Origin of the sequence: Nocardioides aquaticus (genome assembly GCF_018459925.1) — a bacterium.
Taxonomy (GTDB): domain Bacteria; phylum Actinomycetota; class Actinomycetes; order Propionibacteriales; family Nocardioidaceae; genus Nocardioides; species Nocardioides aquaticus.
Genome location: NZ_CP075371.1, coordinates 3,331,417 through 3,357,369 on the forward strand (window position 1 = coordinate 3,331,417; position 25,953 = coordinate 3,357,369).

Genomic DNA, 25,953 nt, shown 5'->3' on the forward strand with positions numbered 1-25,953 from the left:
CGGGCTGCGCGGGCTACGGGGACCCGACCCACTCCTCGGTGCCGTCGCCGAAGGCCTGGTGCTTCCAGATCGGGACCTCGTCCTTCAGGGTGTCGATCAGGTCGCGCGAGGCGTCGAAGGACGTGCCGCGGTGGGCCGACGCGGTCGCCACCACCACGGCGAGGTCGCCGATGGCCAGGGTGCCGACCCGGTGCACGGCGGCGAGCCCCGAGACGTCGTGACGCCCGGCCACCCGGTCGCAGACGTCCTGCAGGCGGGCCAGCGCACTGGGATGGGCCGAGTACTCCAGCCCGTCGACGCCCTTGCCGCCGTCGTGGTCGCGGACCCGGCCGACGAACAGCGTCAGCCCGCCCGAGGAGTCGTCGTCGAGGGCGTCGACGACCTCGAGGACGTCGAGCGGGGTCTCACGGATGTCGACGAGCCGGACGGCGGGATGGGGCACGGGCGCAGCATAGGAGACCGCTGGCGCCAGGACGTAGCCTGGAGCCATGAGCGACAAGCCAGGCGACCCGTCCGACGAGGGCTCCGAGCAGGGCCAGAACCCCTTCAAGGGCACGCCCTTCGAGCAGCTGTTCTCCGCCTTCGGTGGAGGTGGGGCGTCCGGTGGCGCCGGAGGGGCCGGTGGCGCGGGCGGCTTCCCCGGGATGGCCGGCCTCGGTGGCCCGGGCGGCTTCGACCTGAGCCAGGTGCTCGGGCAGATCCAGTCCCTGATGCAGCCCTACGACGGCCCGCTGAACTGGGAGGTCGCCGCCGACCTGGCCCGCAAGCAGGCCGCCTCCTCCCCCGACCCGACCCCGACCCGGAAGCAGTCCGACGCGGTGGCCGACGCGGTCCGCCTCGCCGACCACTGGCTCGACACCACCACCGACCTCCCCTCCGGCGTCACCTCCACCGCGGCCTGGAGCCGCGCCGAGTGGGTCGTGCACACCCTCGACGGCTGGAAGGTCCTCGTCGACCCCGTCGCCGAGCGCTCGGCCTCCGGCCTGGCCTCGGCGCTGCCCGAGGAGGCCCGCGCCGCGGCCGGGCCGATCCTCGGCTTCCTCGGCAAGGCAGTCGGCGCGATGCTCGCCACGCAGGTCGGCTCCGGCCTGGGCGCGCTCGCCGGTGAGGTGCTCAGCGTGTCGGAGGCCGGCGTACCCCTGGGGGAGCCCGGCCGCGCCGCGCTCGTGCCGGCCAACGTCGCCGTCTTCGCCGAGGGCCTCGACGTCGGTGAGGACGACGTGCTGCTCTACCTCGCGCTGCGCGAGGCCGCCCACCAGCGCCTCTTCGCCAACGTCCCCTGGCTGCGCGAGCACGTCGTCGGCGCGGTCACCGACTACGCCCGCGGCCTCGAGGTCAACGCCGAGGGCATGCAGCAGCGGATGCAGGAGCAGCTCCAGGGCATCGACCCCTCGAACCCGGAGTCGTTGCAGCAGCTGATGGAGGGCGGGCTCTTCGACGTCCCGAGGTCCCCCGCCCAGGAGCAGGCGCTGGAGCGGCTCGAGATCGTCCTGGCCCTGGTCGAGGGCTGGGTGGACGAGGTCGTCGACCAGGCCACGGTCGAGCGGATGCCCTCGGCCGGCAAGCTGCAGGAGGCCTTCCGGCGCCGTCGCGCGACGGGCGGTCCCGCCGAGCAGGCCTTCGCCGCGCTGGTCGGCCTGGAGCTGCGCCCGCGCCGGCTCCGCGACGCCTCGACCCTGTGGGGCTCGCTGCGCACCCGCCAGGGCGTGGAGGCACGCGACGGGGTGTGGACCCACCCGGACCTGCTGCCCACCGCGGCCGACCTCGACGACCCGCTCGGCTTCCGTGAGGACGCCGCCGCCCCCGAGGCGCTGTCGGAGGACGACTTCGACGCCGAGCTCCGGCGCCTGCTCGACGGGCCTGGGGACGCGGCGCCCGAGGACGCGGCACCCGAGGACGACGGTCCCGCCCCGACCGCGACGTGAGCCTGCACGCCGACGCCCTGGCCTCGTTGGAGGCCTGGGCGGCCCCCGACCGCGCCCAGGAGGCGCTGCGCGCCCGGTACGCCGCGCACCTGCGCGACCACCCGGACGGCCTCGACCGGGGGTGCCGGCCCGACCACCTCACGGCGAGCACGCTCGTGCTCGACCACGACCGCTCGCACGTGCTGCTGACGCTGCACGCGAAGGCGCGGCGCTGGTTCCAGCTCGGCGGCCACTGCGAGCCGGGTGACGAGACCCTGGCCGGCGCCGCGCTGCGGGAGGCCGTGGAGGAGTCCGGTCTCACCGGCCTCGACCTCGACGGCGTGCCCCTCGCGCTCGACGAGCACGAGGTGCCCTTCTGCGGGCCGGGCCCGGACGCGGAGCCGGACGGCCTGCTCGTGCACCACCTCGACGTGCGCTACGTCGCCGTCGCCCCGCCCGGGGCCACCCACGCGGTCAGCGAGGAGTCGCTCGACCTGCGGTGGTGGCCGGTCGACGCGTTGCCGGCGAGCGCCGGGGAGCTGGCCCCGGTGGTGCGTCGCGCCGTGGCGAGGGCTGCGGCGGGGGCGGGGGCGGGGGCGGCCCCGGGTCAGTCCACGTGGTCCGACGGGGGCGGCTCGACCCGGGACGCGGCCGACCAGCCGAGCAGGTAGCCCTTGGCCTTCTCGGCCTGGGGGTAGGTGTCGACCCAGGCCCAGAAGCGCTCGTCGTGCCCCGGCTCGAGCAGGTGCGCCAGCTCGTGGACGAGGACGTAGTCCACCACCCACGAGGGCATGCCCTGCAGCCGCGACGAGAGCCGGATGCTCCGGTCGCCCGGCGTGCAGGAGCCCCACCGCGACTGCTGGTTGTCGACCCACCGCACTGAGTCCGGGGCGGCGAGGCCGCCCAGCCAGCGGTCGCTGAGCAGTCGGGCCCGCTCGGCCAGGTCGTCGTGGGACCACGTGGGGCGCTGCTCGGCACGGCGTACCCGGGCCACCATCTCGCGCACCCACCGGCGCTCCTCGCCCCGGCTCATCCCCGCGGGGACGAGCACCACGATGCGGTCGCCGTCGCGGCGGGCCGAGACCGTGCGCCGGCGCCGCGTGGAACGGCGGATCTCGACCTCGGGCTCGCCACCGGCCGGGTCGTCGGCGTCGGCGAGCGGGCTCACAGCCGCGAACCTATCCGTTCGCCCACGTCAGCAGCCGCTCCCGCGGCCAGGTGTTGACGATCCGTTCGGCATCGATCCCGGCGGCCTCGGCCCGCTCGCAGCCCAGCACCGGGAAGTCCAGCTGCCCCGGGGCGTGGGCGTCGCTGTCGATCGAGAACAGGCAGCCGGCGTCGCGGGCCTGCTCCAGCAGCCGGGTCGGCGGGTCCCGACGCTCGGGCCGGGCGTTGATCTCGACCGCGACGCCCTCCTCGGCGCAGGCCGCGAAGACCGCGGCCGCGTCGAACTGCGACTCCGCCCGCGTGCCACGGCCGCCGGTGACCAGACGCCCCGTGCAGTGGCCCAGCACGTTGCTGCGCGGGTGCCGCACCGCCGCGACCATCCGTCGGGTCATCGCGTCCGCGTCCATCGCCAGCTTGGAGTGGACGCTGGCGACCCGCAGGTCGAGGCGGGCCAGCATCGCGTCGGTCTGGTCCAGGCCACCGTCGTCGAGCACGTCGACCTCGATGCCCTTGAGCAGCGTGAAGGTGTGGCCCCCGGCCGCGAGGTGGTCGTTGACCGCGTCGACGACGTCGAGCTGGCGCGCCAGCCGCTCCGCGCTGAGCCCCCGGGCGACCTTGAGCCGCGGCGAGTGGTCGGTCAGCACGAGGTAGTCGTGGCCGAGCTCGAGCGCGGTGAAGGCCATCTCCTCGATCGGGGAGCCGCCGTCGGACCAGTCCGAGTGCGAGTGCAGGTCGCCGCGCAGCGCCGCCCGCAGCTCCCGGCCCCCGCCGGTCAACGGACCACCGTGCTCCCGCTCGGCCCGCGCCAGCCGCTCGGGCAGCACGCCGCGGACGGCGTCGGCGACGACCGTCGCCGAGCTGGCGCCGATCCCGGGCAGGTCGGTCAGCGACCCCTCGTCCACCGCCCGGGCCAGCTCGTCGGCCGACAGCGTGAGCACCGCGGCGGCCGCGCCGCGGAACGCCTTGACCTTGTAGGTGTCCTCCCGCGCCCGCTCCAGGAGGAAGGCGATCCGGCGCAGCGCCGCCACCGGCCCCCCGTCGTACGCCGTCCCGGTGCCCGCCATCTGCCCGTCCCTTCGTCGTCCACACCCTGTGGAGAGGGATCCTCCCAGGTCACGCCGCACGTGCCCGCCTCCCTCCGGGCGGTCGTGCACAGCCTCCTCCCCAGGTCCTCCACCGCTGGGGGCGCGAGTGCACAGGATCGTCCACAGCTCTGTCCACACCGCCGTCCGCCCGGGTGACCGGGACCGTTGACCCACGACGCCCGCGGTCCTACCGTCGGTGCGGACGGGGCCTCCGGGCCACCGACCACCGCGGACTTGGGGAAGGCTCGCGGTGCGAGGTGGGCGGGGGCCTCCTCGTCGTCCCGGTGACGCCGACACGCGCCCGTGCCGCGTCCCGGCTGCGGATCTCGCCGGTGCCCTAGGCTCCGGGCACCGTCCGACGGCACCCGCCCTCGGACACCCACGGGCCAGGACCGACGGCGACGTCGTGACGACCGCCCGGCAGCGACGAAGGAGTCCGTCATGGCCGAGACCTGGAGCGGCGAGTTCTACTGCGTGAAGTGCAAGGAGAAGCGGGAGGCCGAGGGCGAGGTGCGCGTGAACGACAAGGGCACCCGGATGGCCAAGGCCCAGTGCCCGGTCTGCTCCACCAACCTCAACCGGATCCTCGGCCGGGCCTGAGACCGGTCCACAGGCCCGGACCGGGCCTGTGGACCGCGGCCGCCGCAGGCCGCCGCGGCGTGCCAGGCTGGCGGCATGCCCGATGCCGCGCGCACGCCGCCCTGGTCGCGGCTGCGACCGGGCGCCCCGGTCCTGGTCCGTGACGCGGGCGTGCTCCAGGTGGGGCTGGACCAGCCCGCCCGCGCCCTGCTCGCCGACACCCCGGCGGTCCGCGCGCTGCTGGCTCGGTTGCGGACCGGGGGGCCGCCTCCCCCGCTCGGACCCGGGTCGGACCCGGACCTGGTGATCGCCTGGCAGCGCCTGGACCAGGCGCTGCTCCTCGTGCCGGGCCCGGTCGGCGGGGCCGGGGCGGACGGCGCGGGCACCCTCGCCGCGACGGCCGCCTGGGCCGGGCCCCGGGCCGCCGAGCGCCTGGCCGCGCGTCGCGGCACCCTCGTCCGCGTCCTCGGACCGGCCTCCCTGGTCGAGCCGGTGGCCCGGCTCGGGCAGCTCGGCGGGCTGCGGGTCGACCCGGCCGGTGGCACGGTGCAGGACGACGACCCGGCCCTGGTCGTCGTCCTGCACGAGGGCGAGGCCCGGCGCCGTCAGCACGACGACCTGCAGGCCGCCGGACTGGCGCACCTGCCGGTGTGGTGGCGCGGCGGGCTCCCCCACGTCGGTCCGCTGGTGGTGCCGGGGACGACGGCGTGCCTGCGGTGCCTGGACGCCCACGACTCGGAGACCGACCCCCGCCGACCGCTCCTGGTCGAGCAGGCCGGCCGTGAACCCGCCCCGCCGCACGACCCGGTGCTGCTCGCGCTGGCCGTGGCCTGGACGGTCCGCGAGGCGCAGCGCTGGGTGGAGGGCGCGACCCCGACCAGCTGGTCGGCGACGGTGCGTCTGGGACCCGACGGCCCGCCCCTGGTCACCCCGTGGGCGCGGCACCCGTACTGCGGCTGCGCGTGGGACGCGCCGGCCGCCTGACGCCCCACCCGTCCCAGGAACCGATCACCAGTGCTCGGGGTCGAGCCTGGCCTCCATCGCCCGCAGGTGCTCCCGCGAGCAGGGACCGCAGCAGCGGTGGGGACGGCCGCGCTCGACCGCCGTCGTCCAGGTGAGCAGCACCGCGGGGTCGCTCTCGGTGCGGCCACAGAGGTCGCAGGTCGACACGGTGGGTGGCTCGCCGCTCATCCGGTCAACCTACGACGTGCAGGTCGGTGCAGGTCGGTGCATGGCCCGGCGCACGCGGCAGGACCCGGGACGACGACGTCGTCCCGGGTCCTGGTCGGGGTGCTGCTCGGGCGCCTAGAGGGCACGGGCAAGGGCGAGCCTGGCCTGCTGCGCGGCCCGCTCGGCCTTGCGGCTCAAGCGGCGGGCCCGCGCGAGCTGGCTGCCCGCGCGCAGCTGCTGCGCCTCTCCCTGGCGTGCGGCCATCCGGGCCCGCGCGAGGTCTTCGTGCATGAGGTTCATCGTGGTGCTCCTGGTCGTGTGGGTGGGTCTGCTGAGGGTGGACGGGCCGCCGTACCGGGCGCCCGACACCCGCCGCACGGCGGGTGTCAGGCGACCGCGTCCTTGCGAGGACGGCCGCGGGGGCGCTTGCGGGGGATCACTGCTCCCTGCAGGAACAGCTCGCCTCCCCAGACGCCCCACGGCTCGCCCCGGTCGAGCGCGCCGTCGAGGCACAGGCGGCGGACCGGGCAGTCCTGGCACAGCGCCTTGGCGTCCTCGACGTCGCTGGGCGACTCGGCGAACCACAGCTCCGGGTCGTAGACCCGGCACGGCAGCGTCTCTCGCTCCGCCTGGTCGGCGCTCTCGTGGAGCATGCCCAGGGTGGGTTCGAGGGTGCTGGTGGTCATGGGGCCACCTCTCTCGGGTGTGTCCTTCGACGGATGGGTGAACAGGTCCGGCGCGGTGCGCCGGGAGCGGGAGGGGCCGAGGGCCTCTGCGTCCGGTCCGGATCAGGTCCGAGGAACACAAAAGGCCGCGGATCCCGGTGTGGGGATCCGCGGCCTGGAGGTGCCGAGCTGAGGTGGACTCAGGTCGGTGGGCTCCAGGCAGGGGTCCCCGCAAAACCGGTGGCGTCGGCGCCGAGGCGCACGTGTCCCGCGGACATGGCCGTGGTCGGCGCGACGGCACGCTCACGGGCGCCCGGCTCGGTGATGACCGCGGACGGGTAGGTGGCGACGACGCGGGTGGGCACGCCGATGCGCACGGCATCCGTGGCCGCGGTGATCGTGGTGAGGTTGATCGTCATCGTGTGGCACCTCCTCGTGTGCGTCGTGCGCCGGGATCGTCAGGCCCGTGGTGCGCGGTGGTGCTGCCTCGACCGAGGCAGTGCGTGCACGCTATCGCCGGGCGTTCGGGGGCGGCAACCGAATTAACGGCCGCCACTCGGGCCCCGGTCCGAGCGACCGACGCCCGGCACCGTCCACCAACGCTCTGACCTGCGAAGACGGCGTCTCGCACTGGTCTGGACCAGTTCCGAAATCTGTCGCAGAACCCGGTCCCTGCGGGGTCAGCCGACCAGGCCCAGGACGTCCTCGCCGTAGCGCTCGATCTTCGCCGGCCCGACGCCGCTGATCGCTCCGAGCGCCTGGGGCGTGCGCGGACGGTGCTCGGCGATGAGCTCGAGCGTCGCGTCGGTGAAGACCACGAACGCCGGGACCTCGTCGGCCGAGGACCGCTCCTTGCGCCACGCGCGCAACCGGTCGTACAGCTCCTCGTCGTAGGCGACCGGGCACCCGGCGCAGCGCCCGCGCTTCTTCTCGGCCGCCGACCCCAGCGGCGTGCCGCAGGTGCGGCAGGTGACCGCCTTGCGTCGGGTACGGCCCGGCGCCGAGGCCCGCGCGGTCTCCTCGGGCAGCAGCGCGTCGAGGAACCGCGACGGCTTGCGCTGCCCGCGACCCCCCGGTTGTCGCGCCGCCGCCCAGGACACGGCCAGCTCGCGGCGGGCGCGGGTCATCCCGACGTAGAGCAGCCGGCGCTCCTCCTCGATCGCCTCCGGGGTGTCGGCGTAGGTGATCGGCAGCGTGCCGTCGTGCACGCCGGCGCAGAAGACGACGTCCCACTCCAGGCCCTTGGCGGCGTGGAAGGTGGACAGCGTGACGCCCTCGGCGGTGGGCGCGTGCTGCTCGGAGGCGCGACGGTCGAGGTCGGCCACGAACAACGACAGGTCGGCGGCCGGCTCCTCGGCCACCAGGGCGGCGGCCTGGTCGACCAGGGCCTGCCAGGACTCCCAGCGGTCCCGGGTCTGCCCGCGGGCGGTCGGCGCCTCCGGGGACCAGCCCATCCCGGCCAGGGTGGCGCGCACCAGGTCGACCAGCGCGCCGTCGTCCTCGCCACCGCGGGCCGCGCCGCGCAGCCGGGTCACCGCCTCGCGGACCTCGGCACGGTCGAAGAAGCGACCGGCGCCGCGCACGACGTACGGGACCCCGCGGGAGGCCAGCGCCTCCTCGTAGGCCTCGGACTGGGCGTTGATCCGGAACAGCACCGCCACCTCCGACAGCGCCTGGCCCTCCGCACGCAGGGCGGCGACGCGGGCGGCGATCCGCTCGGCCTCGGCGACCTCGTCGGGGCTGCCCTCGTAGTGGACCTCGGGCCCCGCCGGTCGCTGGGCACGCAGCTCGACGCTGCGGCTGGGCGTGCCGCGCAGCAGGTCGTTGGCCGCGGTGACCACCTGGGGCGTCGAGCGGTAGTTGCGCACCAGCTCGACCGCGGTCGCGGTGGGGTGCTTGCGGGTGAAGTCGCGCAGGTAGGAGGCGTCGGCCCCGGCGAAGGAGTAGATGGTCTGGGCGGGGTCGCCGACCACGCAGATCTCGTCCCGTCCCCCGAGCCAGAGGTCGAGCAGCGCCGACTGCAGCGGCGAGACGTCCTGGAACTCGTCGACGACGAAGAACTTGTACTGCTGGCGCACCTGGGCCGCCACCCGCTCGTCCTCGGCGAGCAGGCCGGCGTCGAGCAGCAGCACGTCCTCCATGTCCATCACGCCCTGGTCGCGCTTGACCTCCTCGTAGGCGCCCAGGAGGCGGGCCACGGTCTCGGCGTCGACCCCGGTGACGTCACGTCGCCGGGCCGGCGCGATCCGCGGGTAGTCGTCGGGGTGGACGTTGCTGACCTTGGCCCACTCCACCTCCCCGGCGAGGTCGCGCAGCAGCGCCTGGTCGGGCCGGAGCCGCTGCCGCCGGGCCGCGGTCGCCACCAGGCCCAGCTTGGAGTCGACCAGCCGGGGCAGCTCGGTGCCGTGCACGTGGGGCCAGAAGTAGCGCAGCTGGCGCAGCGCGGCGGAGTGGAAGGTACGGGCCTGGACGCTGCCGGCGCCGAGGGCGCGCAGCCGGCCGCGCATCTCCCCCGCCGCCCGGGTGGTGAAGGTGACCGCCAGCACCTCGGTCGGGGCGTAGACGCCGGTCGCGACGCCGTGGGCGATGCGGTGGGTGATCGCACGCGTCTTGCCCGTCCCGGCCCCGGCGAGGACCCGGACCGGGCCGCGCAGGGTCTCGGCGACGCGTCGCTGCTCGGGGTCGAGCGCGTCGAGCAGCTCGCTCACTGCGTGATCACTGGTGGGCCCTCCCAGGGGAACAACTGCTGCGCGACGGTGGTTCGATCGGGTGTACGTCCGACCCTAGACCGCGGAGGCGACACCCCCGATGAGCACCTTCACCATGTACAGCACCCCCTGGTGCGGCTACTGCCACCGGCTCAAGAGCCAGCTCGACCGCGAGGGCATCGCCTTCGACATGGTCGACATCGAGCAGGAGCCGTCGGCGGTGCAGATCGTGGAGACGGCCAACAACGGCAACCAGACGGTGCCCACGCTCGTCTACAGCGACGGCTCCTCCCAGACCAACCCGTCCCTGGCGCAGGTCAAGGAGAAGCTGGCCAGCCTGGCCTGAGTCACCAGGAGCCCGGCAGCGGGCCGCCGTACCAGCCCTCGATCAGCGCCCGGCTGATCGAGATCGGTCCCGGCAGCACCACCCGGCCGGCCTCGGCCTCGGTGCGCAGCTCCTCGCGGGTGAACCACCGCGCGTCCTCGATCTCGTCCTGGTCGACCGTGATCTCGGTGGTCGTCGCCCGGCCGACGAACCCCAGCATCAGGCTGGCCGGCAGCGGCCAGGGCTGGTTGCCGACGTAGGTGACCTCGCCGACGGTGATCCCGACCTCCTCGGCGACCTCCCGGCGCACGGCGTCCTCGAGGGTCTCACCGGGCTCGCAGAAGCCGGCGAGCGTCGAGTAGCGGCCCTCGGGCCACACGGACTGGTGCCCGAGCAGGCACCGCTCGTCCGCGCTGCCGGGCTCGCCGCTGGTGACGGTCATGATCACCGCGGGGTCCGTCCGGGGGAACTGGCGGCGGCCGCACCGCGGGCACTGCAGCTCGTGGCCGGCCGCCACCGGCTCCAGGCCCGCTCCGCAGCGCGGGCAGAAGCGGGTGGAGGCCATCCACTCGGCCAGGCCGAGGGCGTGGAAGACCATCGGTGCGTCCTCGGCGGCCTCGCCGGACAGCACCGGGAGCAGGTCGCGCAGCGCCAGCCACCCGTCCTCGTCCCGGGCCCGGGTGGAGGGCGCGACCACGGCCGCGTACGTCGTGCCGGCCCGCTCGCCGAGCAGGACCCGGACGCCCTCGGGGGCCTCGCCGGGCGCCACCCACGCCGGCCGCCCCGCGACGGGACGCACCCGGGTGCCGGAGACGACCAGGACCCGGGTCGCCGGGTCCTCCCAGCGCTCGGCGAGCCACGACCCGTCCCGGCGCCGGACCCCGAGCCGGTCGTGGGGGTCGGCGGCCATCTGCTCGTAGGCGTGGATCACGTCGGCGAGGCTAGCCCGCCCGACCGGGGGGTTCGGGTCGGGCCGGGACTACGGCGGCGGGGCGTGGTGTTGTGACCGACGTGGAGGTGGTGGACGCGGTCGTCGTCGGGGCCGGGCAGGCCGGGCTCTCGACCTCCTTCCACCTGCAGCGACGCGGGGTGCCGCACGTCGTGCTGGACGCCGACGCCGCCCCCGGTGGCGCGTGGCGGCACCGGTGGGACTCCCTGACGATGCGCGACGTGCACGGGGTGGCCGCGCTGCCCGACGCCGAGGAGCCGACCGGGGCAGGACCGGCCAACCTGGTGGTGCCGGCGTCCTTCGCGGCCTACGAGCGCGACCACGACCTGCCCGTCGAGAGGCCGGTCACGGTGCGCCGGGTCGAGGACGCCGCCGACGGCAGCGGGCTGCTCGTGGTGCGCACCGACCGCGGGGACCGCAGGACCCGGACCCTGGTCAACGCGACCGGCACCTGGACGCGGCCGTTCGTCCCGGCCTACCCCGGTCGCGCCGACTTCACCGGCCCCCAGTGGCACACCCACGACTACCCCGGGCCCGAGGCGTTCCGCGGGCTGCGCACCGCGGTCGTCGGTGGCGGCGCCTCGGCGGTGCAGCTGCTCGGCGAGGTCGCCCTGGTGACGCAGACCCTGTGGTTCACCCGGCGCCCGCCGGTGTGGCGCACCGACGACTTCACCCCCGAGGCCGGCCGGGCCGCGGTGGCCCAGGTCGAGGAGCGGGTCCGTCGCGGGCTCCCGCCGGCCAGCGTGGTCAGCGTGACGGGTCTGGCGCTGCGCGAGCAGGAGCGTGCCGCCGCCGACCTCGGGGCGTACCGGCGCCGGGCGATGTTCACCGCGCTCGAGGCCGGCGGGGTGCGCCTGGCCGACGGCACCCGGGAGCCGGTCGACGCCGTCCTCTGGGCCACCGGCTTCCGGCCGGCGGTGGGCCACCTCGCGCCCCTGCGGCTGCGCAGCGCGCTGGGCGGGATCACCCTCGACGGCACCACCGCGGTCGCCGACCCCCGGGTCCAGCTGGTGGGCTACGGCCCCTCGGCCAGCACGATCGGCGCCACCCGCGCCGGTCGGGCCGCCGCCCGGGCGGTGGTCGCCACGCTGGAACACCGCGGGGACGGCCTCAGCCGGACGGGCTGAGCAGGGCCTCCAGCTCCGGCCGTCCGGGCAGGTCCGGGGGCTCCACCAGCCGACCGGTGCGGACGTAGAAGAACGCGGCACGCACCTGCGCGGGCTCCATCCCGTGCAGCTCGGCCCAGGCCAGGCGGTAGACCGCGAGCTGCAGCGGGTCCGCGTTCGGCGCGCGGCTGGTCTTCCAGTCGACCAGCAGGAACCCGGGCCGGCCGTCGACCTCCTCGGCGTAGACGGCGTCGATCCGTCCGCGCACGACCTGTCCGGCCAGCACCAGCGCGAAGGACGGCTCGACGGCGTGCGGGGCCCGCTCGGCGAACTCGCTGCGCTCGAAGGAGGCCGCGAGCGCGGCCAGGTCCGCGTCGTCCTCGATGTCGCCGTCGGCCCGACCGGGGAGGTCGTCGGGGTCGAGCAGGAGCTGCTGGCCGAAGCGCGCCTCGACCCAGGCGTGGAACCGGGTGCCGAACCGGGCCTCGGGGGCCGGTGGGCGGGGCATCGGTCGGGCGAGGTCGCGGGCGAACGCCTCGGGGTCCTCCCGCAGCCGCCCGAGCGAGGTCGCCGACAGCGACGACGGCAGGGTCACCTCCCGGGAGCCGGCGCGCGCGGAGCGCGCCTCGGTCAGCAGCCGCTCGATCTCGTCGTCCCACTCCGCGATCCGGGCGGCCTCGATCACGTCGGGCTCCGCGCCCGGCGGGGGCGCGGCGGAGCGGTGGCTCGCCTCCCGCACCGCCTGCACCCGCGCGGCCGCCTCGAGGCGGAGCGCCGTCTCGGCGCCGCGTCCGGCGTGCGGCCACGGGACGCTGGTGTCCACGTCGGCGTACGGGTTCGGCTCCCCCTTCGCGGGTTTCTCGCGCCAGGACGCGACCTCCAGGCCACGCTCGGCGAGCAGCTCGCGCACGGTGCGCTGGTAGGCCGACGGACCGAACGGGGTGGAGCGCGACCCCCAGCAGTAGGACGAGACGTGCTCGCGGTGCTCGGCGCGGGTGAGCGCGACGTAGGCCAGCCGCAGCTCTTCTTGGGCGTCGTGGTCGCGGGTGGCCTGCCGGTACGCCTCGAGCGCCTCCTTGTCGTGCCCGGCCAGCTGGGGCAGGTCGTCGGCGTCGCCGCGCAGCGGCGCGGGCAGGACCGCCGGCGAGGAGGTCCACAGCGTGCGGGAGCGGTTCGAGGGGAAGCGGGTCTCCCCCACCCCGACCAGGAACACGGTCGGCCACTCCAGTCCCTTGGAACGGTGGACGGTGAGCAGCTTGACCGAGTCGGCCTCGGTCGGGGTCGCCAGGTCCAGGCCGGCGCCGTCCTCCTCGGCGGTGAGGTAGGCCAGCAGCGCCGGGAGGGTCACCTCGCCGTCGACGCCGCGGAAGTCGGCGACGGCCTTCACGAAGAGGTCGAGGTTCTCCCGGCGGGTCGCTGCCGCCGGCCCGACCGCCGAGGCCAGCTCGACGTCGACGCCGGAGGCGTCCATGATCCGCCGCACCAGGTCGAGCAGCGGCTCGCCCACGTGCCCCCGCAGCGAGCGCAGCTCGTCGACGAGCAGCGCGAACCGCTCCCGCGCGGCGGGTGAGTAGCCGCCGGGGCCCGGGTCGTGCAGCGCGTCGTCGAGCGCGGCCACCTCGGCCGGGTCCACCCCGTCGGCGATCGCCAGCAGCTGCTCGCCGATCCCGGCCGCGGCCTCTGTCGGGCGACCGCGGCCGCCGGCGAGCTCGGCGGCCCGCTGCTGCAGCAGGCGCAGGTCGCGCGGGCCCACGGCCCAGCGGGGGCCGGTCAGCAGGGTCAGCAACGCGGCGTTGGCGGTGACGTCCTGCATCAGGTGGAGGGTGGCCACGACCTCGGCGACCTCGGGCAGGCGCAGCAGGCCCGACAGCCCCACGATCTCCACCGGCACGTCGGCGCCGGAGAGCGCGTCGAACACCTCCGCGGCGTGGGAGTTGTCGCGCACCAGCACCCCGACGTCGGACCAGGCCCGTCCGTCGTCGTGCTCGGCACGGACCGCGCGGGCCAGCCAGGCGAGCTCGTCGGCGTGGGTCTCGTGGACGTGCAGGCCCACCTCCCCCGGGGCCGCCGTCGGGCTCGGGAGGAGCTGCTCGACCTCGTCGTAGAGGTCCATCAGGGGCGCCGCGACGCGGTTGGCCACGTCGAGCACCAGGGTGTCGGAGCGCCGGTTCACCGACAGCGGGAAGCGCTGCGCCGTCCCGGTCGCCGGCGGGAAGGAGCGGGCGAACCCCAGGATGTTCGACACCGACGCGCCCCGCCAGCCGTAGATGGCCTGGTTGGGGTCGCCGACGGCGGTCACCGCGTGACCCCGCCCCCGGGCCGGGTCGGGTCCGGAGAAGAGGCGGGACAGCATCAGCGCCTGGGCGACCGAGGTGTCCTGGTACTCGTCGAGGAGCACCACCGCGAACCGGCCGCGCTCGCGCTCGCCGACCTCGGGCCGCTCGTCGGCGAGCCGGGCGCCGAGCTCGATCTGGTCGGAGAAGTCCATCAGCCCGAGGTCGGCCTTCAGCCGGCGGTACGCCTTCACCAGACCCAGCAGCTCGTCGCGGCGGTCGATCGCGTGGATCGCCTTCTCCACCGCCTCGCGGTGGCCCTTGCGGTCCTTGCCGGCCACCTCGGCGTCGCGGGCACGCACGAACGCCGCGCGCGCCTCGGCGTCGACGCGGCGCACGTCGTCGGCGTCGCGGAGGTGCTCGCTCATCGACCCGTCCAGGGCCAGCAGGTTCTGGATGGCGGTGGGCGGGTGGTCCGTGAGGTGCTGCACGTCGCCGGGGAACCGGTCGACGACCCGCCCGCCGAGCTGGAAGCGCGCCGCGTCGGTGACGACCCGGGTGTCGGGCTCGTGGCCGATCAGCAGGCCGTGCTCGGTGAGCAGCTGCGCGGCGTAGGCGTTGTAGGTCAGCACGGTCGGCTCGACCGGGTCGTCGGCCCCGTCCGGACCGTCCGGACCGTCCGGACCGTCCGCGCCGGGCGGCGGCGCGGCCGTGACGGCGCCCGGCGCCGGCAGCGCCCCGGCCGCCACGAGCGCGTCCCGGATGCGGGTGCGCAGCTCGGCGGCGGCCTTGGTGGTGAAGGTCAGGCCGAGCACCTGCTCGGGGCGGACCTGCCCGGTCAGCACGAGGTAGACCACCCGGGCCGCCATCAGCGTCGTCTTGCCCGACCCGGCCCCGGCGATGACCACGGCCGGGGCCAGCGGAGCGGTGATGGCCGCCCACTGCTGGGGGCTCGGCGGGTGCTCGGTGCGCATCGCGCGCTGGAGCTCCTCGGGCGTGTCGATCCGGCGGGGGGTCACTGCTGCACCACCGCCCCGGCGCTGCGGGCCGGGCAGATCGCCACGAACGGGCAGTCCCGGCACTGCGGCCCCGGCGTCGCCGGGAACACCTCGCTGCGCAGCACCTGCGCCGCCGCGCCGAGCCGCTCGCGCAGCGCGGCCCGTTCGGGGGCGTCGGCGTCGTGGGCGGCCTGGCGCTGGACGGTCGCCCCGGTGCCGTCGGCCAGCCCGAGCTGCACGAGCTCGGCACCGCCGGACCCCGCGTCCTCGGCGACCGGTGGCTCCTCGGACCGCGGCTCGGGCACGGACTCGGTCAGCGCCGGTCGCAGCCCGCCCTCGTCGACGGCGTACTGGTACAGCGCGAGCTGGACGTGGCGCGCGACCTCCGGGGCGCTCGGCTTGGTCTTGCCCGTCTTGAGGTCGACGACGACGAGCCGGCCGTCGCGGTCGACCTCGAGCCGGTCGGCGTAGCCCCCGAGCCGCACCCGCTGGCCGTCGTCGAGCACCACCTCGGCCTCGAACCGGGCCTCGGTGGCCACCAGCCGCCGCGGGTTGGTGCGCGACCAGTGCACGAACCGCTCGAGGGCGAGCCGGACCCGGGCCTTCTCCCGGGCCGAGGACCAGGGCGTGCGGAAGCTGAGCCGGCCCCACACCTGCTCGACGTGCTCCATCAGCTCAGCCACGAGAGCGGGCTCGCCCTCGGGGTCGGTCGGGTCGGCCGCGACGTCGCCGCGGCCCACCCGCTCGGCGAGGGCGTGCACGACCTGACCGAGGTTCGCGGACTGGTGGGAGGCCGCCGACCCGCCGGCCTCGCGCTCGAAGAACCAGCGGGCGGGGCAGGTGGCCAGCGCGTCGAGGACGCTGGCCGAGAGCGGCACGGCCCGGTCGGGGTCGCGCAGCGGGACCTCCGAGCGGGACGCCGCCCGCGTGCCCCACCAGGTGCCGGGGTCCGCGGCCGGCACCAGGGCACGGGATCCCTGGGTCTCCCCGGCCAGCCGGGCCAGGCGTACGGCGGCCGCGTCGCGCAGGGCCGGCGGCGACGCGGGGTCGGCGAGGGTGCGGCGGAGGTCGCCGACCAGGCCGGTCATCGACAGCGGCCGGCGGGGGCGCCCCGTCGTGCGGCGCACCTCGCGGCCGAGCTCGGCCAGGAACGGCGAGGGCTGCTCGCCGTCGTCGTCGTCGGAGGCCACCGCAGTGACCACCAGCCGCTCGCGGGCACGGGTGCAGGCGACGTAGAACAGGCGCCGCTCCTCGGCGAGGAGCTCGCGGGTCGTCACCGGCGGGAGCAGCTCGTCGCGCCCGATCCGGTCGGCCTGGAGCAGCGTGGCGCGGCGGCGCAGGTCGGGCCACCCGCCCTGCTGCACGTGCGCCACGACGACCAGGCGCCACTCCAGGCCCTTGGCCCGGTGCGCGGTGAGCAGGCGCACCGCCGAGCCGCGGGCACCCCGCTCGGCCAGGGTGTCGCCGGGGATCTGCTGGGCCGTCAGCTGCTCGAGGAAGGTGACGACCCCGGTGTGGTCGCGCTGCTCCTCCACGCGGCCGGCCTGCTCGAAGAGCGCGACCACGGCGTCCAGGTCACGGTGGGCGCGCCGGGCGGTGGAGCCGCCCTGCTCGGCGGCGCGACGGAGCCGCCGGGGCCAGTCCGTGCCGGACCAGAGGGCCCAGAGCGCGTCCTCGGCCGAGGCCCCGTCGGCCAGCGAGGTGCGCACGCCGGCGACCAGGTCGCGCAGCGCCCGGGCGGCCGCCGCCTCGGGGCCCGCGAGCCCGTCGAGGAACCCCTCCTCCACCAGGACGCAGCGCAGCAGCGAGCGCGAGGTGCGAGGCGTTCGTCCGTCCTCGTGCGCCAGCTCCTTCTCCCGCTGACGCAGCGCCCGCCCCAGCCGCCGCACCTGGCTGGCGTCCATCTGGCCGAGCGGTCCCGTGAGCAGGGCCTCGGCCCGCGCCGCGTCGAGGTGGTCGGTGCGCTGGGGGTCCTCGACGTGCAGGTCGACCGCGGCGCGCAGCGCGTCGAGCAGCGGCAGCACCGCGGGGTCGTGCACCAGCGGGAGCTCGTCGGCGGCCACCTCGACCGGGACGCCGGCGGCGCCCAGCGAGCGTCGCAGGCCCGGGATCGAGCCGCGCCCGGAGCGCACCAGCACGGCCATCTCGTGCCAGGGCACGCCGTCCTCGAGGTGGGCGCGGCGCAGCAGGTCGGCGAGGTGCTCGGCCTCGGCGCGCTCGGAGTCGTAGGTCGTGACCTCGACCGAGCCCTGACCCAGCCCGGGCGGCGGGTCGGCCACGGGGTGGCGGAAGGCCTCCATCGCCTCCGCCGGCAGCGTCCCGGGCAGTCCCAGGCGGCCGGCGACCCGCTGCCCCGCGATCAGCAGCCGGGGCCCGAACCGGCGGGTGGTCCGCAGCGCCACCACGTCGGCGCGCGCACCACCACGCTGCGGGAACTGCGTGGGGAACTCCAGCAGCCCCCGCACCTCGGCGCCCCGGAAGGCGTAGATCGACTGGTGCGGGTCGCCGACCACGACCAGGTCCCGGCCGTCGCCGGCCAGCTGCCGCAGCAGCGCGACCTGCCCGGGGTCGGTGTCCTGGTACTCGTCGACGAAGACGTGGGAGACCTGCGCGCGCAGCTCGTCGCGGTGCTCGGCCGCCTCGATCGTGGCGCGCCGGATCAGGTCGGCGTAGTCGGTGGCCCCGAGGTAGTCCATCGTGGTCAGGTACTGGTCGAGGAACGCTCCGGCCGCGACCAGCTCCGGGGCGTCGTGGGCGTGTCCGAGGCCCGAGAGCTGCTCCCCGTCGAGGCCCTTCTCGCGGGCCCGGGCCAGCACCGCCCCCACCTCGCGGGCGAAGCCGCGGGTGCCCAGCGCCCGGTCCAGGGCCGGTGGCCACGGCACCGCCTCCGGGGTGCGCGCCAGCAGCTCGCGCAGCAGGACGTCGGACTCCGGGGCGGACAGCAGCCGCAGCGGCGCCTCGTAGAGCTCGGCCGGTGCGTAGCGGCGCAGGAGGCCGTAGGCGAAGGAGTGGAAGGTCGAGCTCAGGGTGGTCGCGGTGGTGCGACCCAGCCGGGCGGTCACCCGGTCGCGCAGCTGCTCGGCGGCCTTGCGCGAGAACGTCAGGGCCAGCACCGACTCCGGGCTGGCGCCGCGGTTCTCGACACGGTCCACGATGGCCTCGACCAGCGTGGTCGTCTTGCCCGTGCCGGGCCCGGCCAGGACGAGCAGCGGACCGCCGTCGTGGTCCACGACGCGCCGCTGGTGCTCGTCGAGGGTCGGCACCGTCGGCGGCGCGGCGGGCGGGGCGAGCCGCCAGGCCGGGTGGTGACGGGCGTCGGTCGAGGGCACGGCCCCATCCCAGCACGAGCCGCCGACAGGCTGCTTCACTGGAGCCGTGGACGACCAGGGGCGGCCCGGGCAGGACCCGGCCGAGGCGGAGCGGGTGGGGACCGTACGACGCCTGCTCGCCCGGGAGCTGCGCGAGCTGGGGGACGGCCCGGGCGCGGCGGTGCGGCTGCTGGTCCTGGGGGCCGGGGACGGCGGCGACGTGCTGCCGGTGCTGGCGGGGTCCCCCGCGACCGTGCGCGCGACCCTGGTCGAGCCCGACCCCGACCTGGCGGCGGCCGCCCGGAGCACGGCGCGCGACCTCGGTCTCGACGTCGACGTGCGCTGCGCCGACCCCGGCACCACCGACGCCTACCTCCGCGTCCTGCCCGTGGCCGTCCTGCTGCTGGACGGCGTGCTCGACGACCTGGCCGAGGCCGACCTCGCCGGCGCCGTCGCGGCGCTGCCGGGGCTGCTGGACCTCGAGGCCCTGGTGCTGTCGACCTCCGGCGGCGGCAGCCACGACCCGGTCCCCGCCGTGCGGGAGGCGCTCCTGGACGGTCCGTTCGACGAGCTCGCGGACGCGGGCCCCCGCGTCGGCGCCCACCGGTTCAGCGGCGACCCGGAGCCGGCCGAGCCGGGGCTGCGCCTCGTGGACCCCCTCTGAGCGCGCACGCCCGGGGGCTGTGAGCGGCGTCACGCCGACGCTAGCGTGCCCCCATGAGCCGCGAGATCACCACCGTCCTGTCCGGCATGAGCTTCCTGGAGTGCCCGCGCTGGCACGAGGACCGGCTGTGGATGGTCGACTTCTACACCCACCGGGTGCTGTCGGCGACCGAGCACGGCGAGGACCTGAGGGTCGAGGCCGAGGTCCCGGCGCAGCCGTCCGGGCTGGGCTGGCTGCCCGACGGGCGGTTGCTGGTGGTCTCGATGAAGGACCGCCGGGTCCTGCGCCGCGAGCCCGACGGCACGCTCGTCACCCACGCCGACGTGTCGGCGTACGTGACCGGGCACCCCAACGACATGGTCGTCGACGCGGAGGGCCGTGCCTACCTCGGCAGCTTCGGCTTCGACCTGATGGGCGGCGCCGACCTCGAGACCGCCGACCTGCTGCGCGTGGACCCCGACGGCACGGTCACGGTGGTGGCCCGCGACCTCTGGTTCCCCAACGGCAGCGTGATCACCGACGACGGCGTGCTCGTGGTCGACGAGACGCTCGGCAACCGCGTCTCGGCCTTCGACATCGCCTCCGACGGCACCCTCGGCCCGCGGCGCGACTGGGCGACCTTCGGGGAGCTGCCGACCTCACGCACCCAGGCCGAGGGCATCGGCCAGCTCTCGCTGGCCCCGGACGGGTGCTGCCTGGACGCCGAGGGCGCGCTCTGGACCGCCGACGCGCTCGGCGGCCGGGTGGTCCGCGTGGCCGACGGCGGGCGGGTGCTCGAGGAGATCAGCACCGGCACGGGAGTCTTCGCCTGCATGCTCGGTGGCGCCGACGGCCGCACCCTCTTCCTGTGCTGCGCGCCCGACTTCGACGAGCACGCCCGCAGCGCCGCCCGGGAGGCCGAGATGCGCGCCGTCCGGGTCGAGGTCCCCCACGCCGGTCGGCCCTGAACCACGGCCGGGCGGTCAGGTCGCCGCGGACCGCTCGTTGTAGCCGGGTGCACGCTCCTGCCCGCTCAGCGCCGCGATCGCGTCCATCACCTCGTCGGTGAGCTCGCGGCGGGCGCGGCCCAGCGGCACGCCCTCGAACCGGCCGGCCGTCGTGATCGGGGCGCCGAAGGCCACGGTCACCGGCACCAGCCGGGGCAGCCGCGACCCCACCGGCTGGAGGTCCTCGGTGCCGGTCAGCCCGACCGGGACGACCGGGACGCCGGTGGTCAGGGCGAGGTGCGCGGCCCCGGTGCGGCCGCGGTACAGCCGCCCGTCCCGCGAGCGCGTGCCCTCGGGGTAGATCCCGAACGCGTCGCCCCGCTCGAGCACCTCCTGGGCGATGCCCAGGCTGGCCAGGGCGGCGTTCGTGTCGTCCCGGTCGACCGGGAGCATGCCCAGCGACTCGAACCAGGCACGCGTGGCGGCCCCCTTGGCGCCGGTGCCGGTGAAGTAGTCCGACTTGGCCAGGAAGACGACCCTGCGGGGCACGACGACCGGGATCACGACCGAGTCGATGAAGCTGAGGTGGTTGCTGGCCAGCAGCACGCCACCGGAGCGGGGCACGTGCTCGAGCCCCGTCACCGTCGGTCGCCACACCGCCTTGGCCAGCGGCGGGACGACCGAGTGGAGCGCGGAGTAGAGCACGGGGTCAGTGTGCCGGACCCCGCGCCGGCGGGGCGGGCTCGACGAAGGCCGAGACCAGGTCGACCGCCCCCGACGGCCGCAGGGGCGTGCCCTCCGCGGCGTACGCCTCCCGCGCGCGGGCGTCGTGGCTGGGCGGCAGCGAGCCGTCCGCACGCACCACCCGCCACCACGGCACTCCCCCTCCGTGCTCGGCCATCACGTTGCCGACCCGCCGGGGCCCGTAGACGCCCACCGCCCGGGCCACCGCGCCGTACGTCGTCACGCGACCGGGCGGAACGGACTCCACGACCGTGAGCACGTCCTCGACGTAGTCCTCCGGGTGCCGCACCGGGTCAGTCCCCCGCGGCGGGGACGGCGGGTGCGGCGCCCCCGGGACCGACCCAGGGCGTGCTGGTGGTCACGGCGACCAGGCCGGCGCGCTCCAGGATCGGGCGCGACATCGGCGAGCAGTCGCTGTGCAGGTAGGTGACGTCCTGGGTCAGGCACCACGCGGCGCGGGCGGCGACCAGCGCCCGGTAGACGCCGCGGCCCCGCCAGTCCGGGTGCGTGCAGCCGCCCCAGAGGCCGGCGCAGCCGGTGCCGGGGACGACCTCGAGCCGGCCGGCGCTGACGACCTCCTCCCCCACGGCGGCCACCCACATCCCGGCGCGGCCCTCGTTGCGGTCGAACCGGGCGAGCACCTCGGCGTCGCTCGGGCCCTGTCCGAACACCCGCCGCTGCAGGGCGGCGGCCCGGCCGACCCAGGTCTCCCGCTCGGGGCCGACGTCGGCGCGGCGGACCTCGACACCCTCGGGCAGGTCGACGGGGACGGCCAGCGCGGCCGCCTCACCGATCATGATCGTCTCGAGCTCCTCGGGCCGCAGCCCGGCGGCGCGCAGCCGGTCGGCGAGGTCCGCGGGCGCGTCGTGGCCCCGGGTCTTCCACTCCCACTCGGTGACCTCGGGGTCGGCGGCCCACCGGGCCGCGACGTCGGCGACCAGCGCGTCGAGCGCGTCGCCGGTGAGGCCGTCGAGCGTCCGGTAGGTGACCAGGCCGTGCCGGCCGTACCGCGCCAGCCAGAGCGGGCCGTGGGGCGCCGACCAGCCGGCGGAGGCCACCTCGGCCTCGCCGCGGAGCCGGTCGTCGTAGACGGCGAGCAGGTCGTCGGCGAGCGTCACCGGGCCATCGTGGCAGATCAGGGGATCGGGACCGCCGGGTCGAACGCCTCGGTGCCGCGGACCAGCCGCAGGCCGTCGATGCCGGAGTGCCGCTGGGCGAACCGCAGCTCCTTGCCCAGGTCGCCGATGTTGTTCGACGCCGGCAGCGGCGCGAGGCCGAGCGTGGACAGGGTGCCGACCGCGGTGCCGCCGGCGGTCAGGAAGCCCGAGCCGGAGTCGCCGGGGATGCCGGGCGTGACGGTGTAGAGCGGGTGCGACCAGCCGCCGTCCGCGGGCGCGTCGCCGAGGGAGGCGCCCACCTTGGGCGAGAGCACCTCGAGGCCGCCGCGGATGCTGGAGTTGCCGTACGAGAAGACCCGGTCGCCCCTGGCCGTGCCGTCGCGGTCGATGCCGGTCGGGCCGCCGAAGAACGGCACGCTCGGGTTGACCGACCGGGCGTCGTCGCGGTCGACGCGGACCAGCGCGAAGTCGTTGTAGGCGCACGGGTTGGCCGCGGTGGTGCCGATCCGGTCCATCGTGCGCCAGGAGGAGTACGCCAGCGTGCCCCGCCCGACCCGCGTCCCGCCGTCGACCAGCGAGCCGCCCTCGGTGAAGCTGACCCGGGTGCCGAGCGGCAACGACTCGGCCTGGCAGCCGTCGGTGTCGGTGGCCTCGCCGAGGCCGGCGCAGTGCGCGGCGTACCCGACGTAGGTCCGGTCCCGGGCGTCGGTGAAGACGAAGTTCGCCGTGCACTGCGCACCCCGGGTGTACATCTGCACGCCCGGGTGGATCCGGGCGATGTCGGCCGGGGCCCAGCGTCCGCCGGCCTCGGCCGTGGCGGGGGCGGCGGTGACGGCGGTGGTCGCGGCGGCGGCGCCCGAGGCGAGGACGAGGGCGGCCAGCGTGCGGGCGACGTGGGTGCGGCGAGGGCGGGTCATGCAGGTCACAACGGCCCCGCCGCCGACGGGTTACGCCGGGGACGGGGCCGTTCGCGGGTCGGGCGTCAGTAGGACGGCTGGCTCGGGTCGATCTGGTTCACCCAGGCGACCACGCCGCCGCCGACGTGAACGGCGTCGGAGTAGCCGGCGCCCTTGAGCGCGGCCAGGGCCTCGGCCGAGCGCACGCCGGACTTGCAGTGCAGGACGACCGGGGTGTCCTGCGGCAGCTGCTCGAAGGCGTTGCCGTTGAGGAACTCGCCCTTGGGGATCAGCACGGAGCCGGGGATCTTGTTGATCTCGAACTCGTTCTGCTCCCGGACGTCGACCAGCGTGAAGTCACGGGTGCCCTCCGCGCGCTCCTTCAGCATGTGCTCCAGCTGCACCACCGAGATGGTGGAGCCGGCGGCCGCGTCGGCGGCCTCGTCGGAGATCGCGCCGCAGAACGCGTCGTAGTCGATCAGGCCGGTGACGGTTGCGTTCTCACCGCACAGCGCACAGTCGGGGTCCTTGCGCACGCGCAGCTTGCGCCACTCCAGCTCGAGGGCGTCGTAGATGACGAGCTTGCCCACGGCCGGGTCGCCGATGCCGGTGATCAGCTTGATGGCCTCGTTGACCTGGATCGAGCCGATCGCGGCGCAGAGCACACCGAGCACGCCGCCCTCGGCGCAGCTGGGGACCATGCCGGGCGGCGGGGGCTCGGGGTAGAGGCAGCGGTAGCACGGGGCGTCGTCGGCCAGCGAGGGCGCGAAGACCGAGGCCTGGCCGTCGAAGCGGTAGATCGAGCCCCACACGTACGGGATGCCCAGGAAGTAGGCCGCGTCGTTGACCATGTAGCGGGTCGCGAAGTTGTCGGTGCCGTCGACGATGAGGTCGTAGCCGCGGAAGACGTCCATCACGTTGTCGTTGTCGAGGCGCTCCTCGTGCAGCACCACCTCGACGTACGGGTTGGCCTCGGCGATCGACTCCTTGGCCGACACCGCCTTGGACTTCCCGATGTCGGACTGGGTGTGGATGATCTGGCGCTGCAGGTTCGACTCGTCGACCTCGTCGAACTCGGCGATGCCGAGCGTGCCGACGCCGGCCGCGGCCAGGTAGAGCAGCGCGGGCGAGCCGAGCCCGCCGGCGCCGATCACGAGCACCTTGGCGTTCTTCAGCCGCTTCTGGCCGGCCATCCCGACGTCGGGGATGATCAGGTGCCGGCTGTAGCGACGGACCTCGTCGTTGGTCAGCTCGTCGGCGGGTTCCACCAGGGGGGCCAGGGACACGGGTCGCTCCGATCGGTGAGGCGTGGATCGCGGTTCGGGGATGTCTGTCGTCGTACGAGAGCACAACGCCCCCGCCCCGCGCCGTGTTCCCGGGCTCGTCCCGTCATCCGGACGCTCCGGGCACCGGGATAGGCTCCCCGGGTCCGGCGACCGGCCGGGCGCACGCACCGGCGCACGACGTCCCGACGAGGAGGGTCCCCCGTGGTCATCGGCCAGCACGACGTGGAGGAGGGCCGCCCGCGTGGCGGACGCCTGCCGCGCAGCGAACGACGCGCCCAGCTGCTCGACGCCGCGCTCGGCGTCTTCGTCGCGCAGGGCTTCCACGCCGCGGCGATGGACGACATCGCCGACCGGGCCGGGGTGTCCAAGCCGGTGCTCTACCAGCACTTCCCGGGCAAGCTCGAGCTGTACCTCGCGCTGCTCGACACCTCCTGCGACGCCATCATCTCGGGCTGCCGCGAGGCCCTGGAGGCCACGCAGGACAACAAGCAGCGGGTGGCGGCCACCGTCGACGCCTTCTACACCTACGTCGCCCACGACGCCGGCGCCTTCCGCCTCGTCTTCGAGTCCGACCTGACCAACGAGCCGGCCGTGCGCGAGCAGGTCGACCGGGTCACCGCCGACTGCGCGACCATGATCGCGGCCGTCATCGCCGACGACACCGGCCTGCCTGCCGGCGCCTCGCGGCTGCTGGCCGTCTCGCTGGTCGGGATGGCCCAGGTCAGCGCCCGCTTCTGGCTCACCGAGGCCGGTGGGCTCGAGCGCCAGGAGGCCGCCGCCCTGGTCGCCGGGCTGGCCTGGCGCGGCATCCGCGGCTACCCCAAGACCGAGGAGCACTGAGCTCCTCCGCTCCACCGCACGGATCCCCGTGCACCCCCCGACCACCAGCAGAGGAGACCATCGTGGAGGTCAAGATCGGCGTCCAGTACGCCGCCCGCGAGCTCGTCGTCGACAGCGCCGAGACGCAGGAGAACATCCAGCAGGCCGTGGCCGACGCCGTGGCAGGCGACGGCGTGCTCACGCTCACCGACACCAAGGGCCGCACCGTCGTGGTGCCGGCCACCAAGCTCGCCTACGTCGAGATCGGCACCAGCAGCACCGGCGCCGTCGGCTTCCGCGGCTGACCCGACCCACCGCACGACCCGCACCACCGCACCACCGGTACGCCGGGCGACGGTGCTGCTCAGCTGTCGAGGCCGAGCAGCGCCATCCGCTCGGCGTGCCGCTCGGTCAGCCGGGTGAACATCCTGCCCAGCGCGGCCAGGTCGAGCCCGGGGCGGTCCACGCCGCCGGCCAGCAGCGCCGACAGCGCGTCCCGCTCGGCCGCCACCCGCTGGGCCTGGATCAGCGCCTCCCCCATCAGCCGGCGCCCCCAGAGCGCGAGCCGGCCGCCGACCCGGGGGTCCGCGGCGATCGCCGCGCGTACCCGGTCCACCACGAAGGCGGCGTGCTCCCCGCCCTCGACCGAGGTGACCACCAGGTCCCGGGTGCCGGGGTCGAGGTAGGCCGCGACCTCGCGGTAGAAGTCGTTGGCCAGGCCGTCGCCGACGTAGGCCTTGACCAGGCTCTCCAGCCAGTCGGCGGGCGCGGTGTGGCGGTGGAACTGCTCGACCGGCAGCCGGAACGGCGTCATCGCCTCGAACGGGTCCCCGCCGAAGGTGCGGACCCGGTCGTGGATCGCGGCGACCTTGGAGAACTCCGCGGTGGCCATCGCGGCCAGCGCGACCTTGTCGGCCAGGGTCGGGGCGAGCTTGGCGTCCTCGGCGAGCCGCTCGAAGGCGGAGATCTCGGCGTAGGCGATGACCCCCAGGAGGTCGACGACGGCCTCGCGGTAGCCGGGGTCCTCGAAGGCCACCGGGACGTCGGGGCCGGTGGTCGAGGTCGCCGCACCCTCGTGAGATTCAGCCATGTCGGCACCCTAGCGATAGGGTGGCCCTGTCGAGCGCCTCGCCGACGCCGTCCTCTCCTGCTCCCGCAGGGCCCCGGGGACCCGGCACTCCGCGGCGCTCGTGCATGTGCGCGGTCGGCGCCCGATCGGCCGCATCCGACCTCCGGCGACCGGTCCTCCGGGTGCCGCGCCGG

The 25,953-nt window shown here is 75.7% G+C and carries 27 protein-coding genes; 10 read left to right on the top strand and 17 right to left on the bottom strand.

Annotated features, from left to right (window positions below; translation table 11 throughout):
* Positions 1-13: 13 nt before the first annotated feature.
* Positions 14-442 (bottom strand): molybdenum cofactor biosynthesis protein MoaE, encoded by a 429-nt coding sequence (locus ENKNEFLB_RS16080; RefSeq protein ID WP_338040915.1) that lies wholly within the window; start codon positions 440-442, stop codon positions 14-16.
* Between the two features lie 46 nt (positions 443-488).
* Here ENKNEFLB_RS16080 and ENKNEFLB_RS16085 point away from each other — a divergent pair, with 46 nt between their 5' ends.
* Both ENKNEFLB_RS16085 and ENKNEFLB_RS16090 read left to right on the top strand, forming a co-directional pair.
* The gene (locus ENKNEFLB_RS16085) at positions 489-1,925 is read left to right on the top strand and encodes a zinc-dependent metalloprotease (RefSeq protein ID WP_214056318.1); all 1,437 of its coding nucleotides are present in this window, start codon (positions 489-491) and stop codon (positions 1,923-1,925) included.
* On the top strand, positions 1,922-2,575 hold the full coding sequence (locus tag ENKNEFLB_RS16090; protein WP_214056319.1) for an NUDIX hydrolase: 654 nt from the start codon (positions 1,922-1,924) through the stop codon (positions 2,573-2,575). Before ENKNEFLB_RS16085 ends, ENKNEFLB_RS16090 begins: the two co-directional genes overlap by 4 nt.
* Here ENKNEFLB_RS16090 and ENKNEFLB_RS16095 read toward each other — a convergent pair.
* Both ENKNEFLB_RS16095 and ENKNEFLB_RS16100 read right to left on the bottom strand, forming a co-directional pair.
* The gene (locus tag ENKNEFLB_RS16095) at positions 2,512-3,072 is read right to left on the bottom strand and encodes a M48 metallopeptidase family protein (protein ID WP_246535599.1); all 561 of its coding nucleotides are present in this window, start codon (positions 3,070-3,072) and stop codon (positions 2,512-2,514) included. The two genes, ENKNEFLB_RS16090 and ENKNEFLB_RS16095, sit on opposite strands and share 64 nt — an antisense overlap.
* 10 nt (positions 3,073-3,082) lie before the next feature.
* Positions 3,083-4,135, bottom strand: coding sequence for a PHP domain-containing protein (locus ENKNEFLB_RS16100; protein WP_214056320.1), 1,053 nt, complete (start codon positions 4,133-4,135; stop codon positions 3,083-3,085).
* Positions 4,136-4,597: 462 nt separating this feature from the next.
* Here ENKNEFLB_RS16100 and ENKNEFLB_RS16105 point away from each other — a divergent pair, with 462 nt between their 5' ends.
* Together ENKNEFLB_RS16105 and ENKNEFLB_RS16110 are read left to right on the top strand one after the other, a co-directional pair.
* Positions 4,598-4,756 (top strand): DUF5679 domain-containing protein, encoded by a 159-nt coding sequence (locus ENKNEFLB_RS16105; RefSeq protein WP_201300072.1) that lies wholly within the window; start codon positions 4,598-4,600, stop codon positions 4,754-4,756.
* A 75-nt stretch (positions 4,757-4,831) separates the two neighbouring features.
* Positions 4,832-5,719 carry a hypothetical protein gene (locus tag ENKNEFLB_RS16110; protein ID WP_214056321.1) on the top strand — a complete coding sequence of 296 codons (888 nt, stop codon included), beginning with the start codon at positions 4,832-4,834 and terminating at the stop codon, positions 5,717-5,719.
* 24 nt (positions 5,720-5,743) lie between these two features.
* On the opposite strand, the gene ENKNEFLB_RS16115 is transcribed toward ENKNEFLB_RS16110, so the two are convergent.
* From ENKNEFLB_RS16115 to ENKNEFLB_RS16135, 5 genes are all read right to left on the bottom strand, one after another.
* Entirely contained in the window at positions 5,744-5,926 is a 183-nt protein-coding gene (locus ENKNEFLB_RS16115) for a hypothetical protein (RefSeq protein WP_214056322.1), read from the bottom strand.
* Between the two features lie 114 nt (positions 5,927-6,040).
* Positions 6,041-6,205: a hypothetical protein gene (locus ENKNEFLB_RS16120; protein ID WP_201300071.1), complete on the bottom strand. Its 165-nt coding sequence runs from the start codon at positions 6,203-6,205 to the stop codon at positions 6,041-6,043.
* Between the two features lie 86 nt (positions 6,206-6,291).
* Complete coding sequence (locus ENKNEFLB_RS16125; protein ID WP_214056323.1) at positions 6,292-6,591, bottom strand: WhiB family transcriptional regulator; 300 nt, start codon at positions 6,589-6,591, stop codon at positions 6,292-6,294.
* Positions 6,592-6,770: 179 nt separating this feature from the next.
* Positions 6,771-6,989 carry a hypothetical protein gene (locus ENKNEFLB_RS16130; protein WP_214056324.1) on the bottom strand — a complete coding sequence of 73 codons (219 nt, stop codon included), beginning with the start codon at positions 6,987-6,989 and terminating at the stop codon, positions 6,771-6,773.
* A 261-nt stretch (positions 6,990-7,250) separates the two neighbouring features.
* Positions 7,251-9,278, bottom strand: coding sequence for an ATP-dependent DNA helicase UvrD2 (locus ENKNEFLB_RS16135; protein WP_338040916.1), 2,028 nt, complete (start codon positions 9,276-9,278; stop codon positions 7,251-7,253).
* 100 nt (positions 9,279-9,378) lie between these two features.
* Here ENKNEFLB_RS16135 and ENKNEFLB_RS16140 point away from each other — a divergent pair, with 100 nt between their 5' ends.
* Positions 9,379-9,624, top strand: a complete 246-nt coding sequence (locus ENKNEFLB_RS16140; RefSeq protein ID WP_160006022.1) for a mycoredoxin — start codon at positions 9,379-9,381, stop codon at positions 9,622-9,624.
* 1 nt (position 9,625) lies between these two features.
* Here the strand turns inward: ENKNEFLB_RS16140 and nudC are convergent, their stop codons facing one another.
* On the bottom strand, positions 9,626-10,534 hold the full coding sequence (nudC, locus tag ENKNEFLB_RS16145) for an NAD(+) diphosphatase (protein WP_214056325.1): 909 nt from the start codon (positions 10,532-10,534) through the stop codon (positions 9,626-9,628).
* A 71-nt stretch (positions 10,535-10,605) separates the two neighbouring features.
* Here nudC and ENKNEFLB_RS16150 point away from each other — a divergent pair, with 71 nt between their 5' ends.
* Positions 10,606-11,679, top strand: a complete 1,074-nt coding sequence (locus ENKNEFLB_RS16150; protein ID WP_338040917.1) for an NAD(P)-binding domain-containing protein — start codon at positions 10,606-10,608, stop codon at positions 11,677-11,679.
* Here ENKNEFLB_RS16150 and ENKNEFLB_RS16155 read toward each other — a convergent pair.
* Positions 11,663-14,950 (bottom strand): UvrD-helicase domain-containing protein, encoded by a 3,288-nt coding sequence (locus tag ENKNEFLB_RS16155; protein ID WP_246535600.1) that lies wholly within the window; start codon positions 14,948-14,950, stop codon positions 11,663-11,665. The two genes, ENKNEFLB_RS16150 and ENKNEFLB_RS16155, sit on opposite strands and share 17 nt — an antisense overlap.
* A complete protein-coding gene (locus ENKNEFLB_RS16160; RefSeq protein WP_214056326.1) occupies positions 14,947-18,258 on the bottom strand; it encodes an ATP-dependent helicase in 3,312 nt (1,103 codons plus the stop codon). The genes ENKNEFLB_RS16155 and ENKNEFLB_RS16160 overlap by 4 nt, the downstream gene beginning before the upstream one ends.
* 46 nt (positions 18,259-18,304) lie before the next feature.
* On the opposite strand from ENKNEFLB_RS16160, the gene ENKNEFLB_RS16165 reads away from it, so the two are divergent.
* Together ENKNEFLB_RS16165 and ENKNEFLB_RS16170 are read left to right on the top strand one after the other, a co-directional pair.
* Complete coding sequence (locus tag ENKNEFLB_RS16165) at positions 18,305-18,901, top strand: class I SAM-dependent methyltransferase (RefSeq protein WP_214056327.1); 597 nt, start codon at positions 18,305-18,307, stop codon at positions 18,899-18,901.
* Between the two features lie 53 nt (positions 18,902-18,954).
* The gene (locus ENKNEFLB_RS16170) at positions 18,955-19,848 is read left to right on the top strand and encodes an SMP-30/gluconolactonase/LRE family protein (RefSeq protein WP_214056328.1); all 894 of its coding nucleotides are present in this window, start codon (positions 18,955-18,957) and stop codon (positions 19,846-19,848) included.
* 15 nt (positions 19,849-19,863) lie between these two features.
* On the opposite strand, the gene ENKNEFLB_RS16175 is transcribed toward ENKNEFLB_RS16170, so the two are convergent.
* The 5 genes from ENKNEFLB_RS16175 to moeZ form a co-directional block, all read right to left on the bottom strand.
* Complete coding sequence (locus ENKNEFLB_RS16175; protein ID WP_214056329.1) at positions 19,864-20,532, bottom strand: lysophospholipid acyltransferase family protein; 669 nt, start codon at positions 20,530-20,532, stop codon at positions 19,864-19,866.
* Positions 20,533-20,536: 4 nt separating this feature from the next.
* Positions 20,537-20,860 (bottom strand): MGMT family protein, encoded by a 324-nt coding sequence (locus ENKNEFLB_RS16180; protein ID WP_214056330.1) that lies wholly within the window; start codon positions 20,858-20,860, stop codon positions 20,537-20,539.
* Positions 20,861-20,864: 4 nt separating this feature from the next.
* Positions 20,865-21,689 (bottom strand): GNAT family N-acetyltransferase, encoded by an 825-nt coding sequence (locus ENKNEFLB_RS16185; protein WP_214056331.1) that lies wholly within the window; start codon positions 21,687-21,689, stop codon positions 20,865-20,867.
* 17 nt (positions 21,690-21,706) lie between these two features.
* Positions 21,707-22,606 carry a hypothetical protein gene (locus ENKNEFLB_RS16190; RefSeq protein WP_214056332.1) on the bottom strand — a complete coding sequence of 300 codons (900 nt, stop codon included), beginning with the start codon at positions 22,604-22,606 and terminating at the stop codon, positions 21,707-21,709.
* Between the two features lie 65 nt (positions 22,607-22,671).
* Complete coding sequence (gene moeZ, locus ENKNEFLB_RS16195) at positions 22,672-23,871, bottom strand: adenylyltransferase/sulfurtransferase MoeZ (protein ID WP_214056333.1); 1,200 nt, start codon at positions 23,869-23,871, stop codon at positions 22,672-22,674.
* A gap of 201 nt (positions 23,872-24,072) precedes the next feature.
* Between moeZ and ENKNEFLB_RS16200 the strand changes: the two genes are divergently transcribed.
* Together ENKNEFLB_RS16200 and ENKNEFLB_RS16205 are read left to right on the top strand one after the other, a co-directional pair.
* Entirely contained in the window at positions 24,073-24,711 is a 639-nt protein-coding gene (locus tag ENKNEFLB_RS16200; protein WP_246535601.1) for a TetR/AcrR family transcriptional regulator, read from the top strand.
* A 62-nt stretch (positions 24,712-24,773) separates the two neighbouring features.
* Complete coding sequence (locus ENKNEFLB_RS16205) at positions 24,774-24,995, top strand: DUF3107 domain-containing protein (protein ID WP_214056334.1); 222 nt, start codon at positions 24,774-24,776, stop codon at positions 24,993-24,995.
* Positions 24,996-25,054: 59 nt separating this feature from the next.
* Here the strand turns inward: ENKNEFLB_RS16205 and ENKNEFLB_RS16210 are convergent, their stop codons facing one another.
* A complete protein-coding gene (locus tag ENKNEFLB_RS16210; RefSeq protein WP_214056335.1) occupies positions 25,055-25,780 on the bottom strand; it encodes a ferritin-like fold-containing protein in 726 nt (241 codons plus the stop codon).
* Positions 25,781-25,953 lie beyond the last annotated feature (173 nt).

What these genes read in the sequence shown, in the direction of transcription:
- ENKNEFLB_RS16125 (WP_214056323.1), bottom strand. Translation starts at nt 6,591, where the DNA reads ATGACCACCAGCACCCTCGAACCCACCCTGGGCATGCTCCACGAGAGC.
- ENKNEFLB_RS16190 (WP_214056332.1), bottom strand. Translation starts at nt 22,606, where the DNA reads ATGACCCGCCCTCGCCGCACCCACGTCGCCCGCACGCTGGCCGCCCTC.
- ENKNEFLB_RS16100 (WP_214056320.1), bottom strand. Translation starts at nt 4,135, where the DNA reads ATGGCGGGCACCGGGACGGCGTACGACGGGGGGCCGGTGGCGGCGCTG.
- ENKNEFLB_RS16130 (WP_214056324.1), bottom strand. Translation starts at nt 6,989, where the DNA reads ATGACGATCAACCTCACCACGATCACCGCGGCCACGGATGCCGTGCGC.
- ENKNEFLB_RS16210 (WP_214056335.1), bottom strand. Translation starts at nt 25,780, where the DNA reads ATGGCTGAATCTCACGAGGGTGCGGCGACCTCGACCACCGGCCCCGAC.
- ENKNEFLB_RS16105 (WP_201300072.1), top strand. Translation starts at nt 4,598, where the DNA reads ATGGCCGAGACCTGGAGCGGCGAGTTCTACTGCGTGAAGTGCAAGGAG.
- ENKNEFLB_RS16140 (WP_160006022.1), top strand. Translation starts at nt 9,379, where the DNA reads ATGAGCACCTTCACCATGTACAGCACCCCCTGGTGCGGCTACTGCCAC.
- ENKNEFLB_RS16110 (WP_214056321.1), top strand. Translation starts at nt 4,832, where the DNA reads ATGCCCGATGCCGCGCGCACGCCGCCCTGGTCGCGGCTGCGACCGGGC.
- ENKNEFLB_RS16120 (WP_201300071.1), bottom strand. Translation starts at nt 6,205, where the DNA reads ATGAACCTCATGCACGAAGACCTCGCGCGGGCCCGGATGGCCGCACGC.
- ENKNEFLB_RS16085 (WP_214056318.1), top strand. Translation starts at nt 489, where the DNA reads ATGAGCGACAAGCCAGGCGACCCGTCCGACGAGGGCTCCGAGCAGGGC.
- ENKNEFLB_RS16115 (WP_214056322.1), bottom strand. Translation starts at nt 5,926, where the DNA reads ATGAGCGGCGAGCCACCCACCGTGTCGACCTGCGACCTCTGTGGCCGC.
- ENKNEFLB_RS16170 (WP_214056328.1), top strand. Translation starts at nt 18,955, where the DNA reads ATGAGCCGCGAGATCACCACCGTCCTGTCCGGCATGAGCTTCCTGGAG.